This window comes from Erythrobacter oryzae (assembly GCF_030271515.1).
Classification (GTDB): Bacteria; Pseudomonadota; Alphaproteobacteria; order Sphingomonadales; family Sphingomonadaceae; genus Erythrobacter; species Erythrobacter oryzae.
Genome location: NZ_JASCXI010000003.1, coordinates 107,360 through 132,364 on the forward strand (window position 1 = coordinate 107,360; position 25,005 = coordinate 132,364).

General features: G+C 68.1%; 19 protein-coding genes. 10 read left to right on the forward strand and 9 right to left on the reverse strand.

Annotated features, from left to right (window positions below; all coding sequences use genetic code 11):
* Positions 1-3 precede the first annotated feature (3 nt).
* Genes PFX90_RS09360 through PFX90_RS09380 form a run of 5 tightly spaced genes read right to left on the reverse strand, consistent with a single transcriptional unit; the run spans position 4 to position 3,887 of the window.
* Entirely contained in the window at positions 4-1,611 is a 1,608-nt protein-coding gene (locus tag PFX90_RS09360; protein ID WP_285712166.1) for a carboxyl transferase domain-containing protein, read from the reverse strand.
* On the reverse strand, positions 1,608-1,991 hold the full coding sequence (locus PFX90_RS09365) for a hypothetical protein (RefSeq protein WP_285712167.1): 384 nt from the start codon (positions 1,989-1,991) through the stop codon (positions 1,608-1,610). Before PFX90_RS09365 ends, PFX90_RS09360 begins: the two co-directional genes overlap by 4 nt.
* Positions 1,991-2,296, reverse strand: a complete 306-nt coding sequence (locus PFX90_RS09370; protein WP_285712168.1) for an alkylphosphonate utilization protein — start codon at positions 2,294-2,296, stop codon at positions 1,991-1,993. The genes PFX90_RS09365 and PFX90_RS09370 overlap by 1 nt, the downstream gene beginning before the upstream one ends.
* Positions 2,297-2,337: 41 nt before the next feature.
* The gene (locus PFX90_RS09375; protein WP_285712169.1) at positions 2,338-2,709 is read right to left on the reverse strand and encodes a hypothetical protein; all 372 of its coding nucleotides are present in this window, start codon (positions 2,707-2,709) and stop codon (positions 2,338-2,340) included.
* 11 nt (positions 2,710-2,720) lie between these two features.
* Positions 2,721-3,887 (reverse strand): isovaleryl-CoA dehydrogenase, encoded by a 1,167-nt coding sequence (locus PFX90_RS09380; RefSeq protein ID WP_285712170.1) that lies wholly within the window; start codon positions 3,885-3,887, stop codon positions 2,721-2,723.
* Positions 3,888-4,003: 116 nt separating this feature from the next.
* On the opposite strand from PFX90_RS09380, the gene PFX90_RS09385 reads away from it, so the two are divergent.
* Positions 4,004-4,777 carry an ATP-binding cassette domain-containing protein gene (locus PFX90_RS09385; protein WP_285712171.1) on the forward strand — a complete coding sequence of 258 codons (774 nt, stop codon included), beginning with the start codon at positions 4,004-4,006 and terminating at the stop codon, positions 4,775-4,777.
* The gene (locus PFX90_RS09390) at positions 4,774-6,318 is read left to right on the forward strand and encodes an ABC transporter permease/substrate-binding protein (protein WP_285712172.1); all 1,545 of its coding nucleotides are present in this window, start codon (positions 4,774-4,776) and stop codon (positions 6,316-6,318) included. Before PFX90_RS09385 ends, PFX90_RS09390 begins: the two co-directional genes overlap by 4 nt.
* A gap of 10 nt (positions 6,319-6,328) precedes the next feature.
* Here the strand turns inward: PFX90_RS09390 and PFX90_RS09395 are convergent, their stop codons facing one another.
* The 3 genes from PFX90_RS09395 to lgt are packed head-to-tail and all read right to left on the reverse strand — an operon-like array spanning position 6,329 to position 9,776.
* The gene (locus PFX90_RS09395) at positions 6,329-6,754 is read right to left on the reverse strand and encodes a DUF2147 domain-containing protein (RefSeq protein ID WP_285712173.1); all 426 of its coding nucleotides are present in this window, start codon (positions 6,752-6,754) and stop codon (positions 6,329-6,331) included.
* An 11-nt stretch (positions 6,755-6,765) separates the two neighbouring features.
* Entirely contained in the window at positions 6,766-8,847 is a 2,082-nt protein-coding gene (locus PFX90_RS17110; RefSeq protein ID WP_336426492.1) for a class I SAM-dependent methyltransferase, read from the reverse strand.
* Positions 8,848-8,864: 17 nt separating this feature from the next.
* Positions 8,865-9,776 (reverse strand): prolipoprotein diacylglyceryl transferase, encoded by a 912-nt coding sequence (gene lgt / locus PFX90_RS09405; RefSeq protein ID WP_285712174.1) that lies wholly within the window; start codon positions 9,774-9,776, stop codon positions 8,865-8,867.
* A gap of 192 nt (positions 9,777-9,968) precedes the next feature.
* Between lgt and PFX90_RS09410 the strand changes: the two genes are divergently transcribed.
* The 3 genes from PFX90_RS09410 (at position 9,969) to PFX90_RS09420 (ending at position 17,313) form a co-directional block, all read left to right on the forward strand.
* On the forward strand, positions 9,969-11,684 hold the full coding sequence (locus PFX90_RS09410) for a class I adenylate-forming enzyme family protein (RefSeq protein ID WP_285712175.1): 1,716 nt from the start codon (positions 9,969-9,971) through the stop codon (positions 11,682-11,684).
* A 7-nt stretch (positions 11,685-11,691) separates the two neighbouring features.
* Positions 11,692-14,451, forward strand: coding sequence for a [protein-PII] uridylyltransferase (locus PFX90_RS09415; protein ID WP_285712176.1), 2,760 nt, complete (start codon positions 11,692-11,694; stop codon positions 14,449-14,451).
* A gap of 114 nt (positions 14,452-14,565) precedes the next feature.
* A complete protein-coding gene (locus tag PFX90_RS09420) occupies positions 14,566-17,313 on the forward strand; it encodes a TonB-dependent receptor (protein ID WP_285712177.1) in 2,748 nt (915 codons plus the stop codon).
* 61 nt (positions 17,314-17,374) lie between these two features.
* Here the strand turns inward: PFX90_RS09420 and PFX90_RS09425 are convergent, their stop codons facing one another.
* A complete protein-coding gene (locus PFX90_RS09425) occupies positions 17,375-18,037 on the reverse strand; it encodes a YggS family pyridoxal phosphate-dependent enzyme (protein ID WP_285712178.1) in 663 nt (220 codons plus the stop codon).
* Between the two features lie 22 nt (positions 18,038-18,059).
* Between PFX90_RS09425 and PFX90_RS09430 the strand changes: the two genes are divergently transcribed.
* From PFX90_RS09430 to PFX90_RS09450, 5 genes are all read left to right on the forward strand, one after another.
* Positions 18,060-18,596, forward strand: a complete 537-nt coding sequence (locus PFX90_RS09430; RefSeq protein WP_285712179.1) for a thiamine phosphate synthase — start codon at positions 18,060-18,062, stop codon at positions 18,594-18,596.
* The gene (locus PFX90_RS09435) at positions 18,596-18,781 is read left to right on the forward strand and encodes a DNA translocase FtsK (protein ID WP_285712180.1); all 186 of its coding nucleotides are present in this window, start codon (positions 18,596-18,598) and stop codon (positions 18,779-18,781) included. Before PFX90_RS09430 ends, PFX90_RS09435 begins: the two co-directional genes overlap by 1 nt.
* 74 nt (positions 18,782-18,855) lie before the next feature.
* Positions 18,856-21,279 carry an FtsK/SpoIIIE family DNA translocase gene (locus tag PFX90_RS09440; RefSeq protein ID WP_285712181.1) on the forward strand — a complete coding sequence of 808 codons (2,424 nt, stop codon included), beginning with the start codon at positions 18,856-18,858 and terminating at the stop codon, positions 21,277-21,279.
* Between the two features lie 285 nt (positions 21,280-21,564).
* Positions 21,565-23,925: a TonB-dependent receptor gene (locus PFX90_RS09445; protein WP_285712182.1), complete on the forward strand. Its 2,361-nt coding sequence runs from the start codon at positions 21,565-21,567 to the stop codon at positions 23,923-23,925.
* Between the two features lie 168 nt (positions 23,926-24,093).
* On the forward strand, positions 24,094-25,005 hold the full coding sequence (locus tag PFX90_RS09450) for a hypothetical protein (protein ID WP_285712183.1): 912 nt from the start codon (positions 24,094-24,096) through the stop codon (positions 25,003-25,005).

Genomic DNA, 25,005 nt, shown 5'->3' on the forward strand with positions numbered 1-25,005 from the left:
CGCCTACATCCGGAACACGCCAAACGCGGGCCGCTCGGCGATGGGGGCTTCGAGACAGGCCGCAAACGCCAGCCCCAGCACGTCGCGGGTCTGCACCGGGTCGACCACGCCGTCGTCCCACAGGCGGGCGGTGGCGTAGTAGGGGTTGCCTTCGTCCTCGTATTTCTGGCGGATGGGCTGCTTGAAGGCCTCGGCCTGCTCGGGCGTCCAGCTGTCGGCGTCGCGGTGGACGGTGGCGAGGACGCTGGCCGCCTGCTCGCCGCCCATCACCGAGATGCGCGCATTGGGCCAGGTGAACAGGAAGCGCGGCGAGTAGGCGCGGCCGCACATGCCGTAATTGCCCGCGCCGAAGCTGCCGCCGATCACCACGGTGACCTTGGGCACGGTCGCGGTCGCCACGGCGGTGACGAGCTTTGCGCCGTGCTTGGCGATCCCTTCCGCCTCGTATTTCCCGCCGACCATGAACCCGCTGATATTCTGGAGGAACAAGAGCGGAATGCGGCGCTGGCAGGCGAGCTCGATGAAATGCGCGCCCTTCTGCGCGCTCTCGGAGAACAGCACCCCATTGTTGGCGAGGATCGCGACCGGCATTCCCCAGATATGGGCAAAGCCGCAGACGAGGGTGCTGCCGTAATGCGCCTTGAATTCGTGGAACTCACTGCCGTCGACCAGCCGCGCGATCACTTCCTTCACGTCATAGGGCGCGCGCACGTCCTCGGGGATGAGGGCGTAGAGGTCTTCGGCGTCGTATTTGGGCGGGCGCGGGTCTTTCAGCGCCACGTCCTTCGCCGCGCCGGTGTTCGCGCCGAGATGGCTGACGATGTCGCGCACGATGGTGAGCGCGTGCTCGTCGTTCTCGGCGAGATGATCGACCACGCCCGATTTCTTCGCGTGCAGATCGCCGCCGCCCAGATCCTCGGCGCTGATTTCCTCGCCCGTAGCGGCCTTCACCAGCGGCGGGCCGGCGAGGAAGATCGTGCCCTGATTGCGCACGATCACGGTCTCGTCGGACATGGCGGGCACGTAAGCACCGCCCGCGGTGCACGAGCCCATGACGCAGGCAATCTGCGGGATGCCCAGCGCGGACATATTCGCCTGATTGAAGAAGATCCGCCCGAAGTGGTCGCGGTCCGGAAACACCTCCGCCTGATGCGGCAGGTTCGCGCCGCCCGAGTCCACCAGATAGATGCACGGCAGGCGGTTCTCCTGCGCAATCTCCTGCGCCCGCAAGTGCTTCTTGACCGTCATCGGGTAATAGGTGCCGCCCTTCACGGTCGCGTCATTGCACACGATCATGCACTGCCGCCCCGAGACGCGCCCCACGCCGGTGATGATCGAGGCGCCGTTGACGTCGCCCTCGTACATCCCGTTCGCCGCGAGCTGACCGACCTCGAGGAAGGGCGAACCCGGATCGAGCAGCCGCTCCACCCGCTCGCGCGGCAGCAGCTTCCCGCGCGACAGATGCCGCTCGCGATGCTTCTCCGGCCCGCCCAAAGCGGCCTCGGCCACCCGGGCGCGGAGCTCCTGCGCGAGCGCATGGTTATGCGCGAACCGCGCCTTGGCCTCGGGGCTCTCGCGGTCGAGTTTCGAATTGAGGGTGGGGGCGGTCATTTGCGTGCCACTTCCAGAAGCGACCAGACAAGGCCGACGAGCGCCGTCGCGAAGGCCATGCCGATCAGGATGGTGAGAAATCCGAGGTCGATGTTGCCGGGGTTGGAGCTGCCCGGATCATAGACCTTGCCGAAGAAGCTGCCGAACAGCATGCCGAGGCAGGCCGCCCATCCGGCGATGAACAGGTGGCTGCGCAGGGGCGTCGGGCGCGCCATCAGGATTGCGCCCGCCAGCAGCAGGCCGCCGGTCCAGTAATCGTCGAACCAGAACGGCCAGGGGCGCCCGGTGCCCCAGGTGCGAATGCCCTCGCCGATCATCAGCGACAGGGCGAGCCCGCCGCCAAGGACGCGCAGCACCAGCAAGGACGCACCCTCCCGCATCACCGCTTCCGGACGAATTCGGCCCTGAGCACCAGGCCCTTGATGCCGGGATACTTGCAGTCGATCTCCTGCGCGTCGCCGGTGAGGCGGATCGACTTGATCAGGGTGCCCTGCTTGAGCGTCTGGCCTGCGCCCTTGACCTCGAGATCCTTGATCAGCGTCACCGCATCGCCATCGGCAAGGATGTTGCCGACCGCATCGCGCACCTCGACAGCGTCCTCCGCCGCGCGCTTGGCGGCGAGTTCGGACGCAGGCAGCCACTCGCCGCTCGCCTCGTCATAGACGTAATCTTCGTCGGGGGTCATCGGTGGCTCTTTCCGTTTCTGGGTGAAGTCGAGGGATGGCGTTACTTGCGGGCAACTTCAACCAACGACCAGACGAGCCCGACCAAGGCGGTTGCGAAGGCCATGAAGATCAGGATGGTGAGGAAGCCGAGGTCGAAATTGCCGGGGTTGGAGCTGCCCGGGTCATAGATCTTGCCGAAGAAACTGCCGAACAGCATGCCGAGGCACGCCGCCCATCCGGCGATGAACAGATGGCTGCGCAGGGGGGTCGGTCGCGACATCAGGATTGCGCCCGCCAGCAGCAGGCCGCCAGTCCAGTAATCGTCGAACCAGAATGGCCAGGGGCGCCCAGTGCCCCATGTGCGGATGCCCTCGCCGACCATCAGCGACAGGGCGAGCCCGCCGCCAAGGACGCGCAGAACCGCAAGGGACACGCCCGGACGAATCACCCCGCCGCCCCGATCAGTTCCCGCCCGATCAGCATCCGGCGGATCTCGTTGGTCCCCGCGCCGATGTCGAGCAGCTTCGCGTCCCTCATGTAGCGCTCCACCGGCCAGTCGGTGGTGTAGCCCGCGCCGCCCAGTGCCTGCACGCTCTCGGCCGCGACGCGGAAGGCGTTCTCGGAGGCCAGCAAAATCACCCCCGCCGCATCGAAGCGCGTCGTCTGCCCGGCGTCGCAGGCCTTCGCCACCGCATAGGTGTAGGCGCGCGCCGATTGCAGGGCGACATACATGTCGGCGACCTTGGCCTGCATCAGTTGGAAGCTGCCGATCGGCTTTCCGAACTGCTTGCGCTCGCGCAGGTAGGGGATCACCGTGTCGAGGCACGCCTGCATGATCCCGAGCTGCAACCCGGCAAGCACCACGCGCTCGTAATCGAGCCCGCTCATCAGCACGCCGACCCCGCCGTTCAGCGGGCCCATGATGCGGTCTTCGGGGACGAAGCAGTCGTTGAACACCAGCTCGGCGGTGGGCGAGCCCTTCATGCCGACCTTGCTGATCTTCTGGCCGATGGAGAACCCCTCGTCGCCCTTCTCGATCAGGAAGGCGGTGATCCCGCGCGATCCGGCGTGCCCGTCGGTCTTGGCATAGACCACCAGCGTGTCCGCCTCGGGCGCGTTGGTGATCCAGAACTTGGTGCCGTTGAGGACATAGCCGCCCTGCACTGCGTCGGCCTTCAGCTTCATCGAGACCACGTCCGACCCGGCGCCCGCCTCGGACATGGCGAGGCTGCCGACATGCTCGCCCGAGATGAGCTTGGGGAGATATTTCGCCTTCTGGTCGTCATCCCCCCAGCGGCGGATCTGGTTGAGGCAGAGGTTGGAATGCGCGCCGTAGCTGAGGCCCACGCTGGCGCTGGCCCGCGAGACTTCCTCGACCGCGATCACATGCTCGAGATAGCCGAGCCCCAGCCCGCCCCATTCCTCCTCGACCGTGATGCCGTGGAGGCCCAGCGCGCCCATCGGCTCCCACAGCTCTCTCGGAAAACGGTCCTCGCGGTCGGTGCGCTCGGCGAGGGGGGCGATCTGCTCGTCGGCGAAGCGCGCGGTGGTGTCGCGGATCATCTCGGCGGCTTCGCCCAGCTGGAAGTCGAAATCGGGGGTCGCGCGCATTAATCGTTCCTCGCCGCGTAATGTTTGTTCTGCGACATTGGCATAGCAAGCCATCGCGCAAAGGCCAATCGCTCGCGCTGGCGCAGTAGCAAAACAGCGGCTAATCCTCGCAAAGGATGACCACCGCGCCGCCCCTGCTCCGCTTCGACGGCGTGACCTGCCGCTTCGGCGACGTCACCGCGGTGGGCGGCGTCACCTGCGACATCGCGGCGGGGAGCTTCGTCGCGATGGTCGGCGCCTCGGGCTCGGGCAAGTCGACGCTACTGAAAACGGTCAACACGCTGGTCGAGCCCACCGGCGGCCGGGTGCTGTTCGCGGGCGAGGACGTAAGCGACCTGCCGCCTGCCAAGCTGCGCCGCCGGGTCGGCTATGTGTTCCAGGGCATCGGCCTGTTCCCGCACATGAGTGTCGCCGAGAACATCGCCATCGGCCCGCGCCTTGCGGGCGAGAAGCTGGCGGCGGGGCGGATCGCCGAATTGCTCGAACTGGTGGAACTCGATCCCGCCTATGCCACGCGGATGCCCGACGAACTCAGCGGCGGGCAGCGCCAGCGGGTCGGGGTGGCGCGGGCGCTGGCGGGGGAACCGGAACTCCTCATCATGGACGAGCCCTTCGGCGCGCTCGACCCCGTGACCCGCGACGCGCTGGGCCGCAAGGTGCGCGAGCTGCACGACACGCTCGGCCTCACCACGGTGATGGTCACGCACGACATGGCCGAGGCGCTGCTGCTCGCAGACCGCGTGCTGGTGATGGATCGCGGCGCGCTGGTCGCCGATGCGAGCCCCCAAGGCCTGCTGGCGGGCGAGGGCGGCGCGGTGGCGCAGCGGCTGGTGCGGGTGCCACGCGAACAGGCTGAGAAGCTGGCGGCCATGGAGTCTCGCGGCGCGTGAGGGAAATCTGGGACATCCTCCCCGGCCTCGGCGAGAAGCTTGCAGCCCATGTTGTGCTCTCGGCGAGCGCGATCGGCCTTGCGATGCTGATCGCCCTGCCGCTCGCGGTGTGGGCGGGCCGCTCGCGGATCGTCTCGCGGCTGGCGCTGAGCCTGGCGAGCCTTGTCCAGACCATCCCGGCCCTCGCGCTGCTGGCGCTGTTCTTCCCGCTGCTGCTGTCGCTCAGGGCCGTGTTCGGCGAGGGGCTGCCGACCCTCGGCTTCCTTCCCGCCCTGATGGCGCTGACGCTCTATGCGCTGCTGCCGATCCTCAGGAACGCCGTGACCGCGCAGGCCAACCTCGACGAGGGCGTGCTCGAAGCCGCCGACGGCGTCGGCATGACCAAGTGGCAGAAGCTCTATCTGGTCGAAGCCCCGCTTTCCGCCCCCTTCATCATGGCCGGCATCCGCACCGCGAGCGTGTGGACCATCGGCGCAGCGACGCTCGCCACCACCATCGGCCAGCCGAGCCTCGGCGATCCGATCTTCGCCGGGCTCCAGACCCAGAACTGGGCGCTGGTGCTCGCCGGGTGTCTTGCCAGCGCGGGGCTGGCGCTGGCGGCGGACAATCTGCTCTGGGTGATCGAGGTCGGCCTCGCGCGGCGCAAGCGCTGGATGACTTTCGGGGGCATGGCGATCGTCGTCCTCGGCATCCTCGCCGCCTTGTGGGGCCAGCGCAGCGAGGAGGCCGAGCGGCCCATCGTCATCGCCGCCAAGCAGTTCTCCGAGCAGTACATCCTCGCCCAGCTGATCGGATCGCGGCTGGAGGCGGCGGGCTACCGCGTCGAATATCGCGACGGGCTGGGGAGCGCGGTGGTGCACTCGGCGGTCGCGGCCTCGAGCGTCGACATCTCGGTCGACTACACCGGCACGATCTGGGCCAATTTCATGAAGCGCGCCGACAATCCCGGGCGCGAGGCGGTCTACGAGACGATCCGCGAGTGGGAGGCGCGGCAAAACGGGGTGAAGGTGCTCGGGCGGCTGGGGTTCGAGAACGCCTATGCCTTCGCGATGCGGCCCGACCGCGCCAAGGCGCTGGGCGTCACCAGCCTTGCCGATCTGGTCGGCAAGGGCGCGAGCCTGACGGTCGGCGGCGACCCCGAATTCTTCGAGCGGCCCGAATGGCTGGCGGTGCGCGACGCCTATGGCCTGCGCTTCGGCAAGACGCGCAACTTCGCGCCGACCTTCATGTATGATGCGTTGAGGTCGGGCGAGGCGGACGTGATCAGCGCCTATACTTCGGACGGGCGGATCGCGGCCGACAGGCTGGTGGTGCTCGCCGACCCCAAGGGCGCGCTGCCGAGCTATGACGCGCTGCTGATACTCTCCCCCCGCATCGCCGACGACCCCGGCGTCGCCGCCGCGCTGCAACCGCTGCTGGGCGCGATCAGTGTCGAGGCGATGCGCGAGGCGAATTTCGCGGTCGACCGCGAGGATGCGGGCAAGCTCACGCCCAAGCAGGCGGCGGAGCAGCTTTCGCGTAAACTCCGTCGTCCGGAATGACGGATCTCTGCTACCCCGCCTTCCGCCACACCTGCGCCTGGCAGAACGGCCCCACGCAGCCCTTCATTTCGAGCGTCCCGTCGGGCTTGCGGCGCACGTAGGCCGTGTAGGTCTTGCCCTTCTTGGGATCGTAGACCTTGCCGCTCCACACATCGCCGTCAGCCACGAGGCCGGTGAGGATCGTGATGCCGAGCAGCTTGCGGGTGCGCTTGGCGGGGTCGGGATTGTTGACGTCGCGCTGGTCATTGCCGCCGGGCGGGGGGACGAGGAAGCGCTCGATCCGTCCGCACAGCGCCTTGCCGCAGGGGGCGATCGCGACCACCGCGTCCTTCTCCGCGGTCACCCAGCGGCCGGTGATCGGCTCGGCCGCGAAGGCCGCGGGGATCATCGCCGCCGCGCCCAGAACCACAGCCAGCATGCCTGCCCTCAGCTTCATTCCCGCTCTCCTCACTGGAACCCCGCTCCGAACGGCCAGCGCCGCCCGCACAGGCCGAGCACCTTGAACAGCCGGCCCATCTCGCTGTCCTTGACCAGCCGGTTGCGCTGCCGTTCGAACTTCTCGCGTTCATAGGGCGCGCGGCGGCGGAGCATTTCCATGCGCGTGTCGATCCCCATCTGGATCAGCCATTCGCCCTGATATTGCAGCCCCATCAGGTCCGCGCCGTTCTGCACCGCGACGTGCTGGAGCAGCTCGAAATCGACGTGGGCGGTAAGGTCCGCATCGCCCGGATGCGCGAAGACATCGACCTTCTGGTGGCTCTTGAGCGCCTGCAAGGTCGAGCCCGAGCGCAGCTCCTCGTGGCCGTAGTCGATGATCAGCGCGACCCCGCCCTGCTCCTTCAGCCGCCGCGCGAGTTCGGCCATCAGCGCGACCGCGGCGGGGCTGGTCTCGATCAGCGTGCCTTGCGAGGCAGTGACCCAGCTCGGCGGGACGAGGTGATCCAATCGCTCCTTGCCGGTGACGAAGGTGAAATCGTCGCCCTCCAGCCCCACCATGCGGCCATACCAGCCATCGGTGGAGCGGATCAGGTGCTGCACCGGCAGGGCATCGAAGAACTCGTTGGCGACGATCAGCAGCGGGGCATCGTCGGGCAGGGTCGAGATGTCGTGGTGGTGGATGCAGTCGGGGAAGGCCTCGCGCTGGAGCTTGCGCAGGGCCGCCGAGGTCTCGACGAAGTGGACCTGCGGCGTGAGCCCCTGCTTGGCCGCCGCACCCAGCGCATCCTTGGCGAGCGTTCCACGCCCCGGGCCAAGCTCGACATAGTGGATATATTTGCGCTTAGTCATCTGCGACCACAGGTCGGCCAGCCACACCCCGATCAGCTCGCCGAAGACCTGCGTGATCTCGGGCGCGGTGATGAAATCGCCCTGTTCGCCCAAGGGATCGCGGCTGGCGTAATAGCGCGCATTGCTCTCGCCCATGTATTGCGAGAGCGGGATCGGGCCGGTCTCGCGGATCAGACGGCGGAGCACCTTGGGCACGTCGACATTGGCGCGAGCGAGGACTTCGGCTTCGAGCCGGGCCTGTTCGGCGGCAGCAGCTTCCTCGGCCTCGCGCTTGGCCTGTTCCTCGGCAGCGATGCGGGCGGCTTCTTCCTCGGCAGCCTTTCGTGCAGCCTCTTCGGCGGCGAGGCGCGCGGCTTCTTCGGCGGCGAGCCGCGCGGCTTCCTCGGCTTCGCGGCGGGCCTTCTCTTCGGCTTCCTTCTTAGCCTTGGCCTCGGCTTCGCGGCGCGCCTTTTCCTCGGCGGCTTTGCGAGCTTTCTCTTCGGCGGCGGCCTTGGCCTCGGCCTCGCGGCGGGCTTTCTCCTCGGCGGCCAGCCTCGCCTTTTCCTCGGCTTCCGCCTTGGCGCGGGCTTCGGCTTCGGCCTTCGCGCGGGCCTTGGCTTCGGCACGGGCGCGGGCTTCGGCTTCCTTCTTGAGGCGGGCTTCCTCGGCAGCGCGGGCGCGGGCCTCGGCTTCGGCGCGCTTGCGAGCCTCGGCGATGCGGCGCGCTTCTTCCTCGGCACGCGCGCGTTCGGCGGCTTCGGCGACCTCGGCCTCGCGGCGGGCGCGTTCCTCGGCCTCGGCTCTCGCCTTGGCTTCGGCGATGGCGCGGGCCTTGGCCTCTTTCTTCGCCTGGAGTTCGGCCGCCGCGCGGGCGCGGGCCTCTTCCTCGGCCTTCCGGCGCGCCTCGACCTCGGCGAGCTTGCGCGCGCGGGCTTCGGCCGCGGCCTGCTCGCGCGCTTCGCGTTCCGCCTTGGCGCGGGCTTCGGCTTCGGCCTTCTCGCGGGCGCGGGTTTCCTTGAGGGCGCGCGCGCGTTCCTCGGCCTCGGCCTTGGCGCGGGCGAGCGCCTCGGCCTTCTCGCGGGCGGCATCCTCGGCGCGGGTCTTGGCGGCGAGCCGCGCCGCCTCGCGCGCTTCGGCCTCGGCATGCGCCTTGGCTCTGGCCTCGGCCTCGGCACGCGCCTTTGCGGCAGCAGCCGCCGCCGCGCGGGGCTCGCCGGCGCTGCCGGGCTCGGGATCGATCAGCCGGAGCGAGCTACGCCACACCCCCGGCTCGTTATCGTTCAGGCCGGCGCTGCCGTCCCTGACGCGAGCGGCTTCTTCCGCAGCGCGAAGATCACGACAATCAATCCAGTCAGGATAAGCGGTATTGTCAGCCATTGCCCCATCGATAGTCCGGTGCGGAGTGCAAAGTCAGCCAGTTGTTGATCCGGCTCGCGGAAAAATTCGTTCACGAAGCGCGATACGCCCATGCCGATCGTGAACACCCCGGCGAGCAGCCCGGGGCGATAGCGCGCGCGGGTCAGCCAGAACAGCGACAGCATGATCACCAGCATCGCCAGCCCCTCGAGCCCCGCCTGATAGAGCTGGCTCGGGTGGCGCACGGTGCCGGTGGTGGCGCAGGCGACGCCCTGGCGCGCGATCCCGTCGCAGAACACCATGCCCCACGGCACGTCGGTCGCCCGGCCCCAGAGCTCGCCGTTGACAAAGTTGGCAAGGCGGCCGAGCAGCATCCCCATCGGCACCCCGACGCTGACGTAATCGACCACGCGGATGAAATTGAGCTTCTCGCGCCACGAGATCCACAGCATCGCCACGGTGACGCCGATCAGCCCGCCGTGGAAGCTCATCCCGCCCTCCCACAGGCGCAGCAGGCGCCAGCTGAGCCAGCTGTCATTGGCGAAGGTGGTCCACAGGTCGGGCTCGTAGAAGGTCGCATAGCCCAGCCGCCCGCCGATGATGACGCCCAGCGTGCAGTAGAAGAACAGGTCGTCGGCATGGCGCTGCGCCATCGGCGCGCCGGGCTGCTTCAGGGCGACCGAGGTGTGCCAATAGGCGAAGATCACCCCCAGCAGATAGGCGAGCGAGTAGAACCGCAGCTGGAAGAAGCCGAGGTCGATCGCCTTGGCCAGACGCAGATCGGCGAACTGGATCGGATCGGCGGCGGCAGCGCTTGCGGCAAGTAGTGACAGCACGGAGCGAACCTCTTATTGCAATGATATGCCGTAACGGTGAGCCCGCGAGGGCCTTCCATCATGATCCCGGTTGCGCTGGCGCTTCTGGCACAGCCGCGGGGTCAGGGGAAGGGGCGAGGGACTGCTGCCGGACGGAATGGGACAGGCGATCCGGACACCGGATGCCGCACACGAGAGAGAGGAAACCACCGCATGCCCACCCCCCTGGACAATGCGCTCGAAGCGATCATCACCGGCCTCACCGCCGAGGGCCAGCCCTTTGCCACCGTGCCTTTCGTGCGCGACGGGGTGGAGATGCCGGTCTTTGCCGCAGCCCCGCCGACGCTGGCCCATTATTTCGCCCATTTCGCCAACCAGAACAAGGACATCCCCTTCCTCGTCGATGGCGAGGTCCGCCTCACTTTCGGCGAGGCCTATGCCGCCGCGACCCATGTCGCCGAGGGGCTGATCCGGCTTCACGGCATCGAGAAAGGCGACCGCATCGGGCTCGCCGCGCGCAATTCGGCCAACTGGATGATCGCCTACATGGGCATCCTGATGGCGGGCGGCTGCGCCACGCTGCTCAACGGCTTTTCGAGCGGCGAGGAGCTCGCCTATGCCATCGAGCTCGCCGAGGCCAAGCTGCTGCTCGCCGATGACGGCCGCGCCGCGCGGCTCGAGGGCCAGTCGCATGGCGCGAAGGTGGTGCTGTTCTCGCACGGCAACCCGCCCGCCGAAGGCCTTGCCGCAACCTGGGCCGCGCCCGAGGGCACCCCTGCGGCAATCGCCCTGCTCGGCGAGCTTGGCCCGGATAACCTCGCGACGATCCTCTACACCTCGGGTTCGACCGGCAAGTCCAAGGGCGCGTGGTCCGATCACCGCGGCGTCGTCAACGGCGTGATGAACTACGTCGCCCAGTCGGCGATGGCCAAGGTGCATGTGGAATCGCAGGGCGAAGTGCTGACCGACCAGCCCTGCGCGCTCGTCGCCGTGCCGCTGTTCCACGTGACGGGCGAGGTGCCGCTGTTCCTCCAGTCCTTCGCCATCGCGCGCAAGCTGGTGTTGATGCCCAAGTGGGATGCGGGCCTCGCGATCCGGCTGATGGCAGAGGAGAACGTCACCTACTTCGTCGGCGTCCCCCTGATGAGCTACGAGATCGCCAACCACCCCGACCGCGAGAAATACGACCTGTCGAAGTGCAAGAGCTTCGCGGCGGGCGGCGCGCCGCGTCCGGTGGAGCACGTCACCCGCATCAAGGAAGCCTTCCCCGGCAGCTTCCCGCTGCTGGGCTATGGCCTCACCGAGACCAACGCGGTCGGCTGCGGCAATTTCAACGAGAACTATCTCGCCAAGCCGGGTTCGACCGGGCGCGCCAGCAAACCGATGGTCGATCTCGCGATCCTCGACGATGCCGGCAACCCACTCCCCGCCGGCCGCGTCGGCGAGGTCTGCATCCGCTCGGTCTGCAACTTCCGCGGCTACTGGAAGAACGAGGAGGCGACCAAGGCCGCCTTTACCGACAACGGCTATTTCCGCACCGGGGACTTGGGCTATCTCGACGAGGACGAGTATCTCTTCATCGTCGACCGCAAGAAGGACATCATCATACGCGGCGGCGAGAACATCTCGTGCATCGAGGTCGAGGACGCGATCTACGCGCATGACGATGTCGGCGAATGCTCGGTCTTCGGCCTGCCGGACGAGCGCTTCGGCGAGGTGCCCGCGGCGGTCTACGCGATGAAGGAGGGCCGCCCCGCCATCACCCCCGGCGAGCTGCGCGCTTTCCTGCTCGAGCGGATCGCGCCCTTCAAGGTGCCGCTCGAACACCAGATCTGGATCGCGCACGAGCCCCTGCCGCGGCTCGGCACGCAGAAGATCGACAAGCGCACGGTCAAGGCGCGCTATCTCGAACAGGCGGTCGCCGCGTGACAGCTTCATGAGTCCCTCTCGCGTCCCCGGCCAGCGCGCGATCATCGACCGGCGCGCGCTGGCCGAGGAGATCGAGGCGCTGTTCGCGAGCGGCGGCGCCTCGGCCCGCCCGGCGATTGTCACCGCGCTGCGCTCGGCGCTCGACGAGGGGCGCGCCGAGCTTGCGCGCCGCCTGCTCGAAACCCCATCGGCCGGGCACGAGGTCACCGCCGGCTACAGCTTCCTGATGGACCAGCTGCTGCGGGTGATCCACGATCACGTCACCACCCACCTCTACCCCGTCCCCAACGCCACCCAGGGCGAGCGTCTCGCGATCCTCGCGGTGGGGGGCTATGGCCGCGCCGAGATGGCGCCGCATTCGGATGTCGATGTCGCCTTCATCACCCCCGGCAAGCGCGCCCCGTGGTGCGAGCAGGTGATCGAGACGATGCTCTATCTCCTGTGGGACCTCGGCCTCAAGGTCGGCCACTCCAGCCGCACCGTCTCCGACACGATCCGCATGGCGAAGGAGGATCTGACGATCCGCACCGCCCTGCTCGAAAGCCGCCTCGTATGGGGCGAACAGGCGCTTTACGACGAGATGCGCGCGCGGTTCTGGAGCGATGTCGCCAAGGGCAGCGAGCGCCAGTTCCTCGCCGAGAAGCTCGCCGAGCGCAATGCGCGGCACAAGCGGATGGGCGACAGCCGCTATGTGGTCGAGCCCAATATCAAGGAGGGCAAGGGGGGCCTGCGCGATCTCCAGACGCTCTACTGGATCGGCAAATATGTCCACCGTGTCGACAATGCCGCGCAGCTGGTGGACGTGGGCCTGCTGACCACCAGCGAATACCGCAACTTCCGCCGCGCCGAGGGCTTCCTGCTTGCCGCGCGCTGCCACATGCACATCCTCACCGACCGTGCCGAGGATCGGCTGACCTTCGACCTCCAGCGGCAGGTGGCCGAGCGGATGCTGTTCGCCGACCGCCCGGGCAAGAGCGCGGTCGAGCGGTTCATGCAGTACTACTTCCTCCAGGTGAAGCGCGTCGGCAGCCTGACCGGCGTGTTCCTTGCGCACCTCGACGAGGAGATGGCCAAGAAGCGCCCGCGCACCGGGTTCTTCGCCGGCTGGACCCAGCGCCCCCGCCAGTTCAAGGGCTACACCGTCGAAGGCGGCCGGTTGCGCGCGCCGGGCGACGACTGGTTCCGCGACGATCCGGTGCGCCTGATCGAGGTGTTCCAGCTCGCCGAGGCCGAGGGGCTCGAGATCCACCCCGAAACCATGCGTCAGGCCGGGCGCGATGCGAAGCTGATCGACGGCAAGCTGCGCCGCGACAAGCGCGCCAATGCGCTGTTCATTGACCTTCTGAGCGGCCGGAAAGACCCCGAAACCGCGCTGCGCTGGATGAACGAGGCAGGCGTCTTCGGCCGCTTCGTGCCCGATTTCGGCCGGGTCAACGCGCAGATGCAGTTCGACATGTATCACCACTACACCGTCGACGAGCACACCATCCGCGCCATCGGCCTGCTCTCGCAGATCGAGCGCGGGCTGCTCTCCACCGATCACCCGCGCGCCACACGCGAATTCCCCAAGCTCGCCTCGCGCCGCGCGCTGTTCGTGGCGGTGCTGCTGCACGATATCGCCAAGGGGCGCGGGGGCGACCATTCGGTGCTGGGGGCGGATGTGGCGCACCGGTTGTGCCCGCGCTTCGGATTGGACGAGAAGGAGACCGACCTCGTCGCCTGGCTGGTGCTCCACCACCTCCTCATGAGCCGCACCGCGCAGAAGCGCGACCTCACCGATCCCAAGACGATCGAGGATTTCGTCGCCGAGGTGCAGAGCCTCGAGCGGCTGAGGAACCTCGCGATCCTCACCGCGGTCGATATCCGCGCGGTCGGGCCGGGGACGTGGAACAGCTGGAAAGGCCAGCTCCTCGGCGAGCTTTACGATGCCGCGCAGGAGCGCCTGCGCCTCGGCCACAAGGGCACCGGCAGGAAGGCGCGGGTCACGGCCAAGAAGGATGCGGTGCAGCGCCTGCTGGGCGATCAGGACCACCTCGTCGATTCCATCGGCGCGCTGCTGGGCGATGCTTACTGGATCGCCGAGCCCGAGGACATCATCGCCAGCAATCTCGCCCAATATGACGCCGCCGAAGCGGCAGGCGAGGCGCTCTCGATCGCCTGCGAGGTCGACGAGACCCGCGGCGCGACCCGGGTCAGCGTCATCGCCGCAGACCACCCCGGGCTGTTCTACCGCATGGCGGGCGGCATCCACCTCGCCGGCGCGAACATCATCGACGCGCGCATCCACACCGCCAAGTCGGGCTATGCGGTCGACAACTTCCTGGTGCAGGATCACAACGCCCAGCCCTTCCGCGAGGCGGCGCAGATGGCGCGGATCGAGAAGGGCATCCGCGACGCGCTGCTCGCCAAGGTCGAACTCGTGCCCAAGCTGGCGGCGCGCCCGCTCGCGCACTCGCGCGCGAAAGCCTTCGACGTCGCCCCGCGCGTCGGCTTCGACAATGACGCCTCGAACCATTTCACCGTGATCGAGGTGACCGCGCGCGACCGCCCGGCGCTATTGAACCGGCTCGCCCACGCGCTCTACAAGGCCAACCTCATCGTCCATTCGGCGCATATCACCGCCTATGGCGAGGCCGCCGCGGACACCTTCTACGTGACCGACCTCACCGGCTCCAAGATCAAGGCGAGCGAGCGTCAGGCCGAAATCGAGGCCGCGCTGCTGTCCGCGGCGAGCGACCACCGCCAGCAGCAGCTGGAAAAGGCGTAAATGCAACACCTGCGGCGAAATTTGACGCTTGCGTGAAAGCCCCCGTTTGCAGGCGGCGCAGATAGGGTTAGTCCCCTATCAAAATAACAAGCCACAGTTTGGGAGAGAGACCAGATGAGATCCTATACTTCGCTGCGTGCGTTGGCGCTGCTTGGCGCCGGCATGGCCTTCCTGCCCACCGCCGCCTTCGCGCAGGACGAGGCGACCGCTGAGGAAGAACTCCAGCCCGAAAACGTCATCATCGTCACCGCACAGGGCCGCCAGCAGGCGCTCGCCGACGTGCCGGTCGCGATCTCGGCGATCAATTCTGAAACCCTCATCAACTCCGGCGCGAACGACATCCGCCAGCTGAACCAGGTCGCGCCCTCGCTGCTGGTCTCCTCGACCGGCTCGGAAGCCAACGGCTCGGCGCGTATCCGCGGGATCGGCACGGTCGGCGACAACCCCGGCCTCGAAAGCTCGGTGCCGGTGTTCATCGACGGCGTCTACCGCTCGCGCTCGGGCATCGGCCTCAACGAGCTGGGCGAGATCGACCGCGTCGAAGTGCAGCGCGGCCCGCAGGGCACGCTCGGCGGGCGCAACTCCTCGGCCGGCCTCATCAGCATCTTCTCGAAGAAGCCCGAATTCACCTTCGGCGGCACCGCCGAGGCGACCTACGGCAACTACGACTTCTTCCGCCTCGGCGGCAGCATCACCGGCCCGCTCGCCGAGAACCTCGCGGCGCGCGTCGACGGGATCTACGTCAAGCGTGACGGCTTCTACACCGACGCCGCCAACAACACCGACATCAACGACCGCGACCGCGTGTTCGTGCGCGGCCAGCTGCTGTTCGAGCCGACCGACGCGCTGTCGATCCGCCTCATCGCCGACTACACCTACCGCGACGAAAAGTGCTGCGCGGCGACCTATATCGACCCGGCCATCAACCCGGCGATCGGCAATCTCAACAACCCCTCGACCCCGCTCACGCCGCTGCAGACCAACGGCAACAACATCATCAACGTGCTGCGCGATCTGGGGCAGAACATCGGCGCGTTCAGCCAGGGCTACAGCCGCGCCGTCTCGGTCACGCCGGGCCGCAGCTATGCCGGCATCACCAAGGACTACGGCTTCTCGGGCCAGATCGACTACGATCTCGGCTGGGGGACCCTGACCTCGATCACCGCCTACCGCGAATACCGCTCGGGCCAGGCCGGTGACGTCGATTACGGCACGGTCGACATCCTCTACCGCGCCGAGAGCGACCAGGCCTATCGCCAGTTCCACACCTTCACGCAGGAAGTCCGCCTCCAGGGCGAGGCTTTCGACGGCAAGCTCGACTGGCTCGTCGGCGGCTTCTTCGCCAACGAAAAGCTGACGGTGCGCGACAACCTGCGCTTCGGCAACCAGTATGGCCGCTTCGCCGCCTGCCGCATCGTCTCGGGCGGGGGCCTTGCGCCGTTCTACTCGCCGACCGGGCAGGGCTGTCTCAACGCCACCGGGCGCGGCGTGATTGCGAGCGGGGCGGCGACCGGCGGTTCGGCCACGCTTGGCGCGGCGCTGCTGGGCGGTATCGACCGGCTCGACACGCTCAACAACCTCGGCTCGACCATCGACCAGTACAAGCAGGACGGCACCAACTGGGCAGTCTTCACGCACAACATCATCGACATCACCGACCGCCTGAGCCTGACCGTCGGCCTGCGCTACACCAAGGACCAGAAGGACTTCTCGGCGCTGTTCGGCAACGACAACACGGTCTGCACCGCGCAGCAGGCGGCGCTGGTGCCGTTCCTGCCGACGCTGGGCGCGACCGCGGGCGGCCTGATCGGCCTTGCGTGCCAGGGCAACTCGACCGCCGAACTCAACGGCGTCAGCATCAATGACGACCGCAACGAGGACGAATGGACCGGCACCGGCATCCTATCGTGGAAGGCGACCGACGACCTGCTGGTCTATGCGAGCTACGCGCGCGGCTACAAGGCGGGCGGCTTCAACCTTGACCGGTCGGCGCTGAAGTCGCCGACCCTGCCGTTCGGCGGGCAGGCCGGCGCGCAGGCGCTGGTGGCCAACCTCCAGTTCGATCCCGAGCTGGTCGACAGCTACGAACTGGGCCTCAAGTACGCGACCGGGCCGTTCAGCCTCAGCATGGCCGCGTTCCGTTCGGATTTCAGCAACTTCCAGCTGAACACCTTCAACGGGACCGTCTTCCTCGTGCAGAACGTCAACGGCTGCAAGGGCGACCTCGTCGGCGGCCCCTCGGCCGACACCGACACCAGCGCGGCCACCGGCGCCTGCGCCGCGGGCGATGTCAGCTACGGCGTGCGCACCCAGGGTATCGAAATCGAAACCCAGATCAATCCGACCGCCGATCTCAACATCGCGGGCGGCGTGACCTATGCGCGCACCCGCTATGTCGACGATCTGGTCGGCAACTCGGCCGGCGCCCCGCTCGATCCGGCGCTGCGCAAGCTGCCGGGCGACAACCTGTCGAACGCCCCCGAGTGGGTCGCCACCGGCAGCATCACCTGGACCCCGGAAATCGGCTCGAGCGGGCTCACCGGCCTGTTCTACTTCGACGGCCGCTACACCGAGGGCTTCAACACCGGCTCCGACCTGTTCCCGCAGAAGCAGCAGGAAAGCTTCGCGCTGTTCAACGCGCGCATCGGCATCCGCGGACCGGACCTCAAGTGGTCGCTGGAGTTCTGGGGCCAGAACATCTTCGACAAGGACTATGCGCAGGTCGCGTTCAACACGCCGTTCCAGGCGGGTGCGAGCACGGCGCCCTTCGTCGACCCGGCATTCCCGGGCGGGCGCCAGATCTTCTCGCACTTCCTCGCCGAACCGCGCGTCTACGGCGTGACCGCCCGCTTCAACTTCTGAGGCGAGGCCTGAGGGCAAATCGGAGAGGGGCGTCCGCAAGGGCGCCCCTTTCTCTTTGGGGCTAACCCCTGCTGCCGAACAGCGCGGTCCCCACGCGCACATGGGTCGCGCCGAGCTGGACGGCGGTCTCGTAATCCCCGCTCATGCCCATGCTGAGGCCGGTGACGCCGTTATCCGCGGCGAGCTTGGCGAGGAAGGCGAAGAACGGCGCGGCCTCGGTGTCCGCCGGGGGGATGCACATGAGGCCCGCCAGCGGGATCGGGGTGGCGCGCACCTCGGCGAGGAACTTCGGCAGATCGGCGATTCCGCAGCCGCCCTTCTGCGCCTCGTCGCCGATATTGACCTGCACGAAGCAGGGCACCTGCCTGCCCGCCTTGTCCATCGCCTTGGCGAGCGCGGTCAGCAGGCTCGGCCGGTCGAGCGAGTGGATCATGTCGAACAGCGCCACGGCCTCTTCCGCCTTGTTCGATTGCAGCTGGCCGATCAGATGGAGTGCGATATCGGGATGCGCCTCGCGCAGGGCGGGCCACTTGCCTTGCGCCTCCTGCACCCGGTTCTCGCCGAAGACGCGCTGGCCGGCCTCGATCAGCGGGGTGATCGCCTCGGGGCCGTGGGTCTTGCTCACCGCGATGAGCGTCACGTCCTCGGGCGAGCGGCGCGCGGGCTTGCACATGCGGGCGATATTGCCGCGGACTTCGGCGAGGCGGGTGGCTGCGTTTTCCATTGCGGCGCTCTATAGCGGCTGGGTGCCCCGCGCAAAGACCCTCCCCGCCCTGTGGCTGATCTCCGACGCGCGCAATGATGCGGTGCTCGAGGGGGCCCTCGCTGCGCTGCCGCGCGGCTCGGGGTTGATCTACCGCCATTATCATATGGACGGGCCCGAGCGCCTCGCGCGCTTTCGCGCGCTTCGGCGGGCGGCGCGGGCGCGGGGGCACGTGGTGGTGCTCGCCGATTCGGCGCAGACCGCGCGCGAATGGGGCGCGGACGGGATCTATGGCGCACCGCGGGCGCTGTGGCCGCGGCGAGCGGGCCTGCTGCACCTCGCCACGGCGCACGACTTGGCCGAACTGGGGCTGGCCGCAAGGCTGGGCGCGGATGCGGCGCTGCTCTCGCCGGTGTTCGACACCCGCTCGCACCCCGGCGGCGGTTCGCTGGGCGGGGTGCGCTTCCGCCTGCTGGCGCGGCAGGCGGGGCTGCCGGTGATTGCGCTGGGCGGGATGAATGCGGCGAAAGCGCGCGCCCTGCGCTGGCCCCGATGGGCCGCGATCGACGGGCTCAGCTGATGGTGGACAAGCGCGACGACGACCAGCTCTACTGGCAGGCCTGCCAGTTCGTCATCAGCGGCGGGCGGCCGAGCGTCTCGGTGCTCCAGCGCCATTTCAAGGTCGGCTTCTATCAGGCCTGGCGCTGGATCGAGCGGATGCAGGAAAACGGGATCATCAAGATCCCTCCGGATCGGCTCCATTGACCGCAGCCGAGGGCGAATTCCATTGACCCGATGCGCCCGAAGATTCATGCTGTGTTCCGCTCAGGAGACACCCCATGGCCAGCCGCGCGGTCGCACACACCAAACCCGTTCGCCAGACCGACGCCGAGTGGCGCGCTGGCTTGCGCCGATCCCTGCGCCGAATCGCGCAGATGACGGGCGCCGGGGTGCTGCTCGGCATGACCGTCTTCCTCGCGCTCGCGCTCGCCAGCTACACCCAGACCGACCCCAGCCCCTCGACCGCTGCCGACACCGCTGCGGTCGCCAACTGGATGGGCCGCGCGGGGGCCTGGGCGGCGGACCGCGTGCTGCTGGTGTTCGGCCTGCCCGGCGTGCTGCTCCTCCCGCTGCTCTATGTCAGCGCGCGCAAGCTCTGGCGCGATGTCGAGAACGGGGACGCGCCCGAAACCACCGCCTGGTGGATGCCGACCGCGCTGCTGCTGATCGCGATGAGCCTCGTCGCGACCGTGCTCAGCCTCGTGTTCGAAGGGCCGGGCGGCACGCTGCCCGCGCAGTCGGGCGGGGTGGCCGGGCTGCTCGGCGCTGGCGCGATCCGTGCGGTGGCGGCGCGCTTTGGCGAGGCGGCGGAGGGCTGGGTGATTCTCGGCCTCGCGCTCACCTGTCTCGGCGCGGGCGTGGCGCTGCTGACGCGGATCTTCGCGATCGACTGGCGGGTGCTGATGAGCCTGCCCGAATTCCTCGGCGGGGGTTCGCTCGCCGGGCTGCTGCGCCGCCTGCCGCTGCCGGGCCGCAAGGACAAGGCGCTCGCCTTCGCGGGCGCGTTCGACGATGACGACGATGAGGACGCGGCTCCCGCCCGCCCGCGCCGCCCGGTCAAGGGCGAGTCCGCGCCCGAACCGCTCGCCGAAGAGCGCCCGCGCCGCGCGCCCGAGATCTCCGACCCTTCCGCCCCGCCCAAGCGCGCCGCGGCCGGCAAGACCGCGCAGACCGACATGTTCGCGCGCTTCGCCCTGCCGAGCCTCGACCTCCTCGCCGAGCCGCCGGTCGACAAGGGCCCCAAGCTCGACAAGCTGGCGCTGGAGCGCAACGCGCGCCTGCTCGAGAACGTGCTCGACGATTTCAATGTGAAGGGCGAGATCACCGCGGTGCGCACCGGCCCGGTCGTGACCATGTACGAGCTCGAACCCGCACCCGGCATCAAGGCCAGCCGCGTGATCGGCCTTGCCGAGGACATCGCGCGCAACATGAGTGCGATCAGCGCGCGCGTCTCGCCGATCCCGGGGCGCACCGTGATGGGGATCGAGCTGCCCAATCACGACCGCCAGATGGTGGCCCTCAAGGAACTCGCCGCGGCGGCCGCCTTTGTCGATGCCAAGGGCAACCTGCCGGTGATCCTCGGCAAGGACATCGCGGGCGAGCCGATCATCGCCGACCTTGCCGCCATGCCGCACCTGCTGGTCGCGGGGACGACCGGATCGGGCAAGTCGGTGGGATTGAACGTGATCCTGCTCTCGCTGCTCTACCGCTTCACGCCGGCCGAGCTGCGGCTGATCCTGATCGATCCCAAGGTGCTGGAACTGAGCGTCTACGACCACATTCCGCACCTCCTCTCCCCCGTGGTGACCGAGCCGGCGAAGTCCGTGCGCGCGCTGAAATGGGCGGTCGAGGAAATGGAGCGGCGCTACCGGATGATGAGCGCGATTTCCTCGCGCAACATCAACTCCTTCAACGAGAAGGTCAGCGCCGCGATCGCCAAGGGCAAGCCGCTGGGGCGGCGGGTGCGCAGCGGGTTCGATCCCGAGACGGGTGACGAGTTGTTCGAGGAGGAACAGCTCGATTACCAGCCGCTCCCGCAGATCGTGCTGATCGTCGACGAGCTTGCCGACCTGATGGTGACCGTCGGCAAGGAGATAGAGGTGCTGATCCAGCGCCTCAGCCAGAAGAGCCGCGCGGCGGGCATCCACCTCATCATGGCGACGCAGCGCCCCTCGGTCGATGTCATCACCGGCGTCATCAAGGCGAACCTCCCCACCCGCATCAGCTTCAAGGTGACCAGCCGGATCGACAGCCGCACGATCCTCGGCGAGCAGGGGGCCGAGCAGCTGCTGGGCAAGGGCGATATGCTCTACAAGCCCAATACCGGCGCGATGGTGCGCGTCCACGGCCCCTTCGTCTCGGACGAGGAGGTCGAGGCGGTGACCAACCACTGGCGCGCTCAGGGCGCGCCCGAATATGTCGACGCGGTCACCGAGGAGCCGGAAGAAGGCTTCGGGGGCTTCGGCTTCGACGACGAACTCACCGCCTCGGACAACCCCGAGGAGCGCAAGTACCGCCAGGCCTGCCAGATCGTGTTCGAGAACCAGAAGGCCTCCGGCAGCTGGCTCCAGCGCCAGATGGGCGTGGGCTACAACACCGCCGCCAAGTGGATCGAGCGGATGGAGGAAGACGGTTTCGTCGGCCCGGCGAACCATGTCGGCCGGCGCGAGATTTATCGCGACAAGGACGGCAATCCGCTTTGACCTCACCAGTCCCTCCCCGTTCGCCTCGCGAATGGGGAGGTGGCACCGCGCAGCGGTGACGGAGGGGTTCTTCCTCCCGCCGCCGATGACCCCTCCGTCAGCCGCCTGCGGCGTCTGCCACCTCCCCATCCCTGCGGGACGGGGAGGGGCTTCCCTGCCGATGCAATTCTGCAACGTCCCGAAACTGTAAATCCGCCGTAACGCGCGCGTCACTGCGGCGTCGCTCCGCCGTCACCAAGCGCTGTCACGGGCAAGGCCTCTCTCCACGGATAAGGGCCTTTCCTCATGCTTCGCACCCGCTCCACGCGCGCCTCGCTGATCGCGCTCGCCGCTACTCTCGCCGCCGCGCCGCAGGTCGCCCTCGCGCAGGACGAAACCGCCGCCGAGAACGACAGCGCCTCGGGCAACGAGATCATCGTCACCACCCAGAAAATCGAACAGCGCGCGCTCGACGTGCCGATCACCATTTCCGCCACCACCGGCGAGCGCATCCGCGAGCTCGGCGTGGGCGACCTCGACGAATTGAGCTACTACATCCCTGGCCTGCTCATCCAGGAGCAGAGCGCCAACAACCCCGGCGTCGTGATCCGCGGCATCACCTCGGACTCGGGCTCGGCGCAGCAGGGCCCGCGCGTCACGCTCTATTACAACGGCGTCGACATCTCGCGCTCGCGCGGGTCCTATCAGGCGATCTACGATCTCGAGCGAGTCGAAGTGGTCAAGGGCCCGCAGGCGACCCTGTTCGGCACGGCGAGCGCGGTGGGCGCGATCAGCCTCGTTTCGGCCAAGCCGCGCCAGGGCTTCTCCGCCGAGGTGCGCGGCCAATACGGCAACTTCAACCAGACCCTGCTGGGCGGCTTCGTCAATATCGGCAGCGACAGCCTCGCCTTCCGCCTCGCGGGCGAGTGGAAGACGCGTGACGGCTATGTCGAGAACCTCTCGCCCAACCAGCGTGAGGAACTCTACGCACAGGACCAACTCGGCCTGCGCGCCTCGCTACGCTGGACGCCGACCGATCGCACCACGGTCGACCTGATCGGCACCTATGACCAGCAGCGCAACGGCGGCACGCCCTTCATCTCGGGCCGCTTCCCGGCCTTTCTCGGCGCCCCCGGCGGCGCGGCCAATGCTTTCCGCGATGCCAACCTCGGCGGCAACCCAGCGGGCGCGGCGGCGCTCGGCGACGACCAGCTCGGCCTCGACCGCGAGGTCTATGACGTCAACCTCACCATCGATCACCAGTTCGAGGACGACTGGAGCTTCACCACCGTCAACGGCTACCGCAAGTTCGACAGCGCCGAAGTGTTCGACGCCGACGGCGGCCCCGCCCCTTTCCTCGAATTCGCCGAAATCGCCGAGGGCTGGCAGGTCAGCCATGAAGGGCGCTTCACCTATTCGGGCAAGACCTTGCGCGCGAGCTTCGGCTGGAACGCCTTTATCGAGGACGGCCGCCAGAACGTGCCTTTCGCGACCGAAGAGGGAACCTTCCTCCAGTGCCTCTCCTCGCTGTTCGGCGCGCCGCTGATCCCCGGGATCGCCTGCGTCGCGCCCGATGGCACCGTGCCCGCCAGCGGCGTCACCGCGATCGCCACCGGCGGGGCGCGCACCGCGATCCCCTATAGCTCGGTGTTCGAGAACCAGGGTCGCAACGAGGCCTATTCGCTGTTCGCCGATGCCACCTACATCCTGTGGGACCGGCTGGAGCTGACCGCGGGCCTGCGCTTCCTCAGCGAATACCGCCGCTCGGGCTTCTTCGCCAATGTGCCCAATTCGGTGCTGAGCCGCGCGGCACTGATCCCGGGGCAGATCGACACGGCGGGGCAGACCTATACCGCCGATGACCGCTTCGAAGCCTGGCTGCCGCGTTTCAACGCGCTCTACCGCATCTCGGACGACGTGAATGTCTTCGCGACCGTCTCCAAGGGCCGCCGTTCGCCGGTGATCAACGTCGCCGCGCGGCGCGTTTCCGGGGTGTCGCAGCCCAACGTGACCAATATCGCCGAAGAGACCGTGTGGAACTACGAGGGCGGGCTGAAGCTTGCGACCGGCCCTGTCTCGGGCTCGGTCGGGGTCTATTACCAGGTTTACAACGACTTCCAGGTCTCGGTCGCGCAGCTCGATGCCAATGGCAATCCGACCGGCGCCTTCGTCACCGCGAGCGCAGGGCGTGCCTCGAACCTCGGGGTCGAGGCGGAGCTGGCGGTCGATGTGACCGACTGGCTGCAGGTGTTCGGCAATGTCGGCTATATCGACGGCGGGATCGACGAGGACGGCGCCTTCTCGCCCGCCTTCTCGGGCGCGCGCTTCCGCTTGCAGCCGGAATGGCAGGCCTCGGGCGGGATCACGATCGACAAGGACTTCGGATCGTTCCGCATCTTCGCAACGCCGAGCGTGACCTATCGCAGCCGGATCTTCTTCGAGGTGCCCAACAACCCGCTGATCTCGCAGGATGCCGTGACGCTGGTCAACGCGCGCGCGGGCGTCAGCTTTGCGGACAGCAAGTACGAGATCGCCGGCTTCATCCGCAACGCGACCGACGAGGACTACCTGCTCGACGCGGGCAACACCGGCGGGGCCTTCACCATCCCCACCTTCATCCCTGCCGAACCGCGCTTCTACGGGGTGGAAGTGACCGCGAAGTTCTGACCGGGCGCACTCGGGCTAATCGGCGGCGGGGGGCCTCGTGTCCCCCGCCGCCTTGCTTTTCAAGGGGATGGCGCGGCCCGTGCGAGGCGCCTCAAAAGTTTATAATCGGGGTTAGGAATTTCTAAACACAGCCCCCCGTATGCCGACGTGGTTAACGGGGGCTTCACCATGTCGTTCACGAAAATTGCACGCGCAGTTGTGCTGGCACTCGGCCTTGCAGCTGCCGCACCGCTGGCGGCGGCGGAGGAGCAGGGCTGGACGCTCGAGCCCGACGCCCGCATCGACATCTCGACCATCAGCGCCCAGACCACCACCCGCGACGAGGATCTGGTGATCGACGGCGAGGCGCTGTCGGTCCGCGCGCAGGCCGGGCTCGGGATCGAGAGCAAGCGCACCCGCGTGCGGCTCGAGGCCGACCGGATCGAGGTGTTCCGCCTCGGCGATGGCCGCCGCGACGTCTCGCGCGACCGGCTGACCGCGAATATCGAGCACGACGTCACCGACACCCTCGAACTGCAGGCGCAGGTCCGGCGCTACGACGACCTCGTCACGGTCGAATCCGCCGATTCTGACGCTTGGGAATACTCCGCGCGCGCCACCTTCGAGCCGACGCGGGAGAACCGCTTCCGCCTGCAGGGCACCTGGCGCGAGCGGCAATATGACAATGGCGCGGGCCCCGCGACCACCGGCGAGGGTGAGCGCTTCGATGCGCAATACCGCCGCCGCTTCGGCTCCTACCACTACCTCACCTTCGACCTGCGCACCGAGACCATCCGCTCCGACGATCCGCAGCGCGGTTACGAGCGCGATTCCGCGAGTGTCGCCTATACCCGCCCGATCGGCCCCGATCTCAGGGTCCGGCCCGCTGTCGAGCTGATCAAGACCCGCTTCGACGGCCGCATCGCCGACGACGGCGCGCTGCGCCGCGACCGGCAGGTCGTGCCCGAGCTCGAGCTGCAATGGTGGCCGGGCCAGTGGCGGATCGAGGCCGAGGCGAAATACGTGTTCTTCTCGAGCAACGAATCCCTGCGCGAGCGCGAGGGTTATCGTCTGACGCTGTCGGTGGGATACGTCTTCTGA

Bases quoted from the DNA above. Each gene is read 5' to 3' on its own strand.
- PFX90_RS09435 (WP_285712180.1), top strand. From the start codon at position 18,596: ATGGTGGACAAGCGCGACGACGACCAGCTCTACTGGCAGGCCTGCCAG.
- PFX90_RS09420 (WP_285712177.1), top strand. From the start codon at position 14,566: ATGAGATCCTATACTTCGCTGCGTGCGTTGGCGCTGCTTGGCGCCGGC.
- PFX90_RS09385 (WP_285712171.1), top strand. From the start codon at position 4,004: ATGACCACCGCGCCGCCCCTGCTCCGCTTCGACGGCGTGACCTGCCGC.
- PFX90_RS09415 (WP_285712176.1), top strand. From the start codon at position 11,692: ATGAGTCCCTCTCGCGTCCCCGGCCAGCGCGCGATCATCGACCGGCGC.
- PFX90_RS09360 (WP_285712166.1), bottom strand. From the start codon at position 1,611: ATGACCGCCCCCACCCTCAATTCGAAACTCGACCGCGAGAGCCCCGAG.
- PFX90_RS09410 (WP_285712175.1), top strand. From the start codon at position 9,969: ATGCCCACCCCCCTGGACAATGCGCTCGAAGCGATCATCACCGGCCTC.
- PFX90_RS09445 (WP_285712182.1), top strand. From the start codon at position 21,565: ATGCTTCGCACCCGCTCCACGCGCGCCTCGCTGATCGCGCTCGCCGCT.
- PFX90_RS09425 (WP_285712178.1), bottom strand. From the start codon at position 18,037: ATGGAAAACGCAGCCACCCGCCTCGCCGAAGTCCGCGGCAATATCGCC.
- PFX90_RS09365 (WP_285712167.1), bottom strand. From the start codon at position 1,991: ATGCGGGAGGGTGCGTCCTTGCTGGTGCTGCGCGTCCTTGGCGGCGGG.
- PFX90_RS09370 (WP_285712168.1), bottom strand. From the start codon at position 2,296: ATGACCCCCGACGAAGATTACGTCTATGACGAGGCGAGCGGCGAGTGG.
- PFX90_RS09450 (WP_285712183.1), top strand. From the start codon at position 24,094: ATGTCGTTCACGAAAATTGCACGCGCAGTTGTGCTGGCACTCGGCCTT.
- PFX90_RS09440 (WP_285712181.1), top strand. From the start codon at position 18,856: ATGGCCAGCCGCGCGGTCGCACACACCAAACCCGTTCGCCAGACCGAC.
- PFX90_RS09380 (WP_285712170.1), bottom strand. From the start codon at position 3,887: ATGCGCGCGACCCCCGATTTCGACTTCCAGCTGGGCGAAGCCGCCGAG.
- PFX90_RS09395 (WP_285712173.1), bottom strand. From the start codon at position 6,754: ATGAAGCTGAGGGCAGGCATGCTGGCTGTGGTTCTGGGCGCGGCGGCG.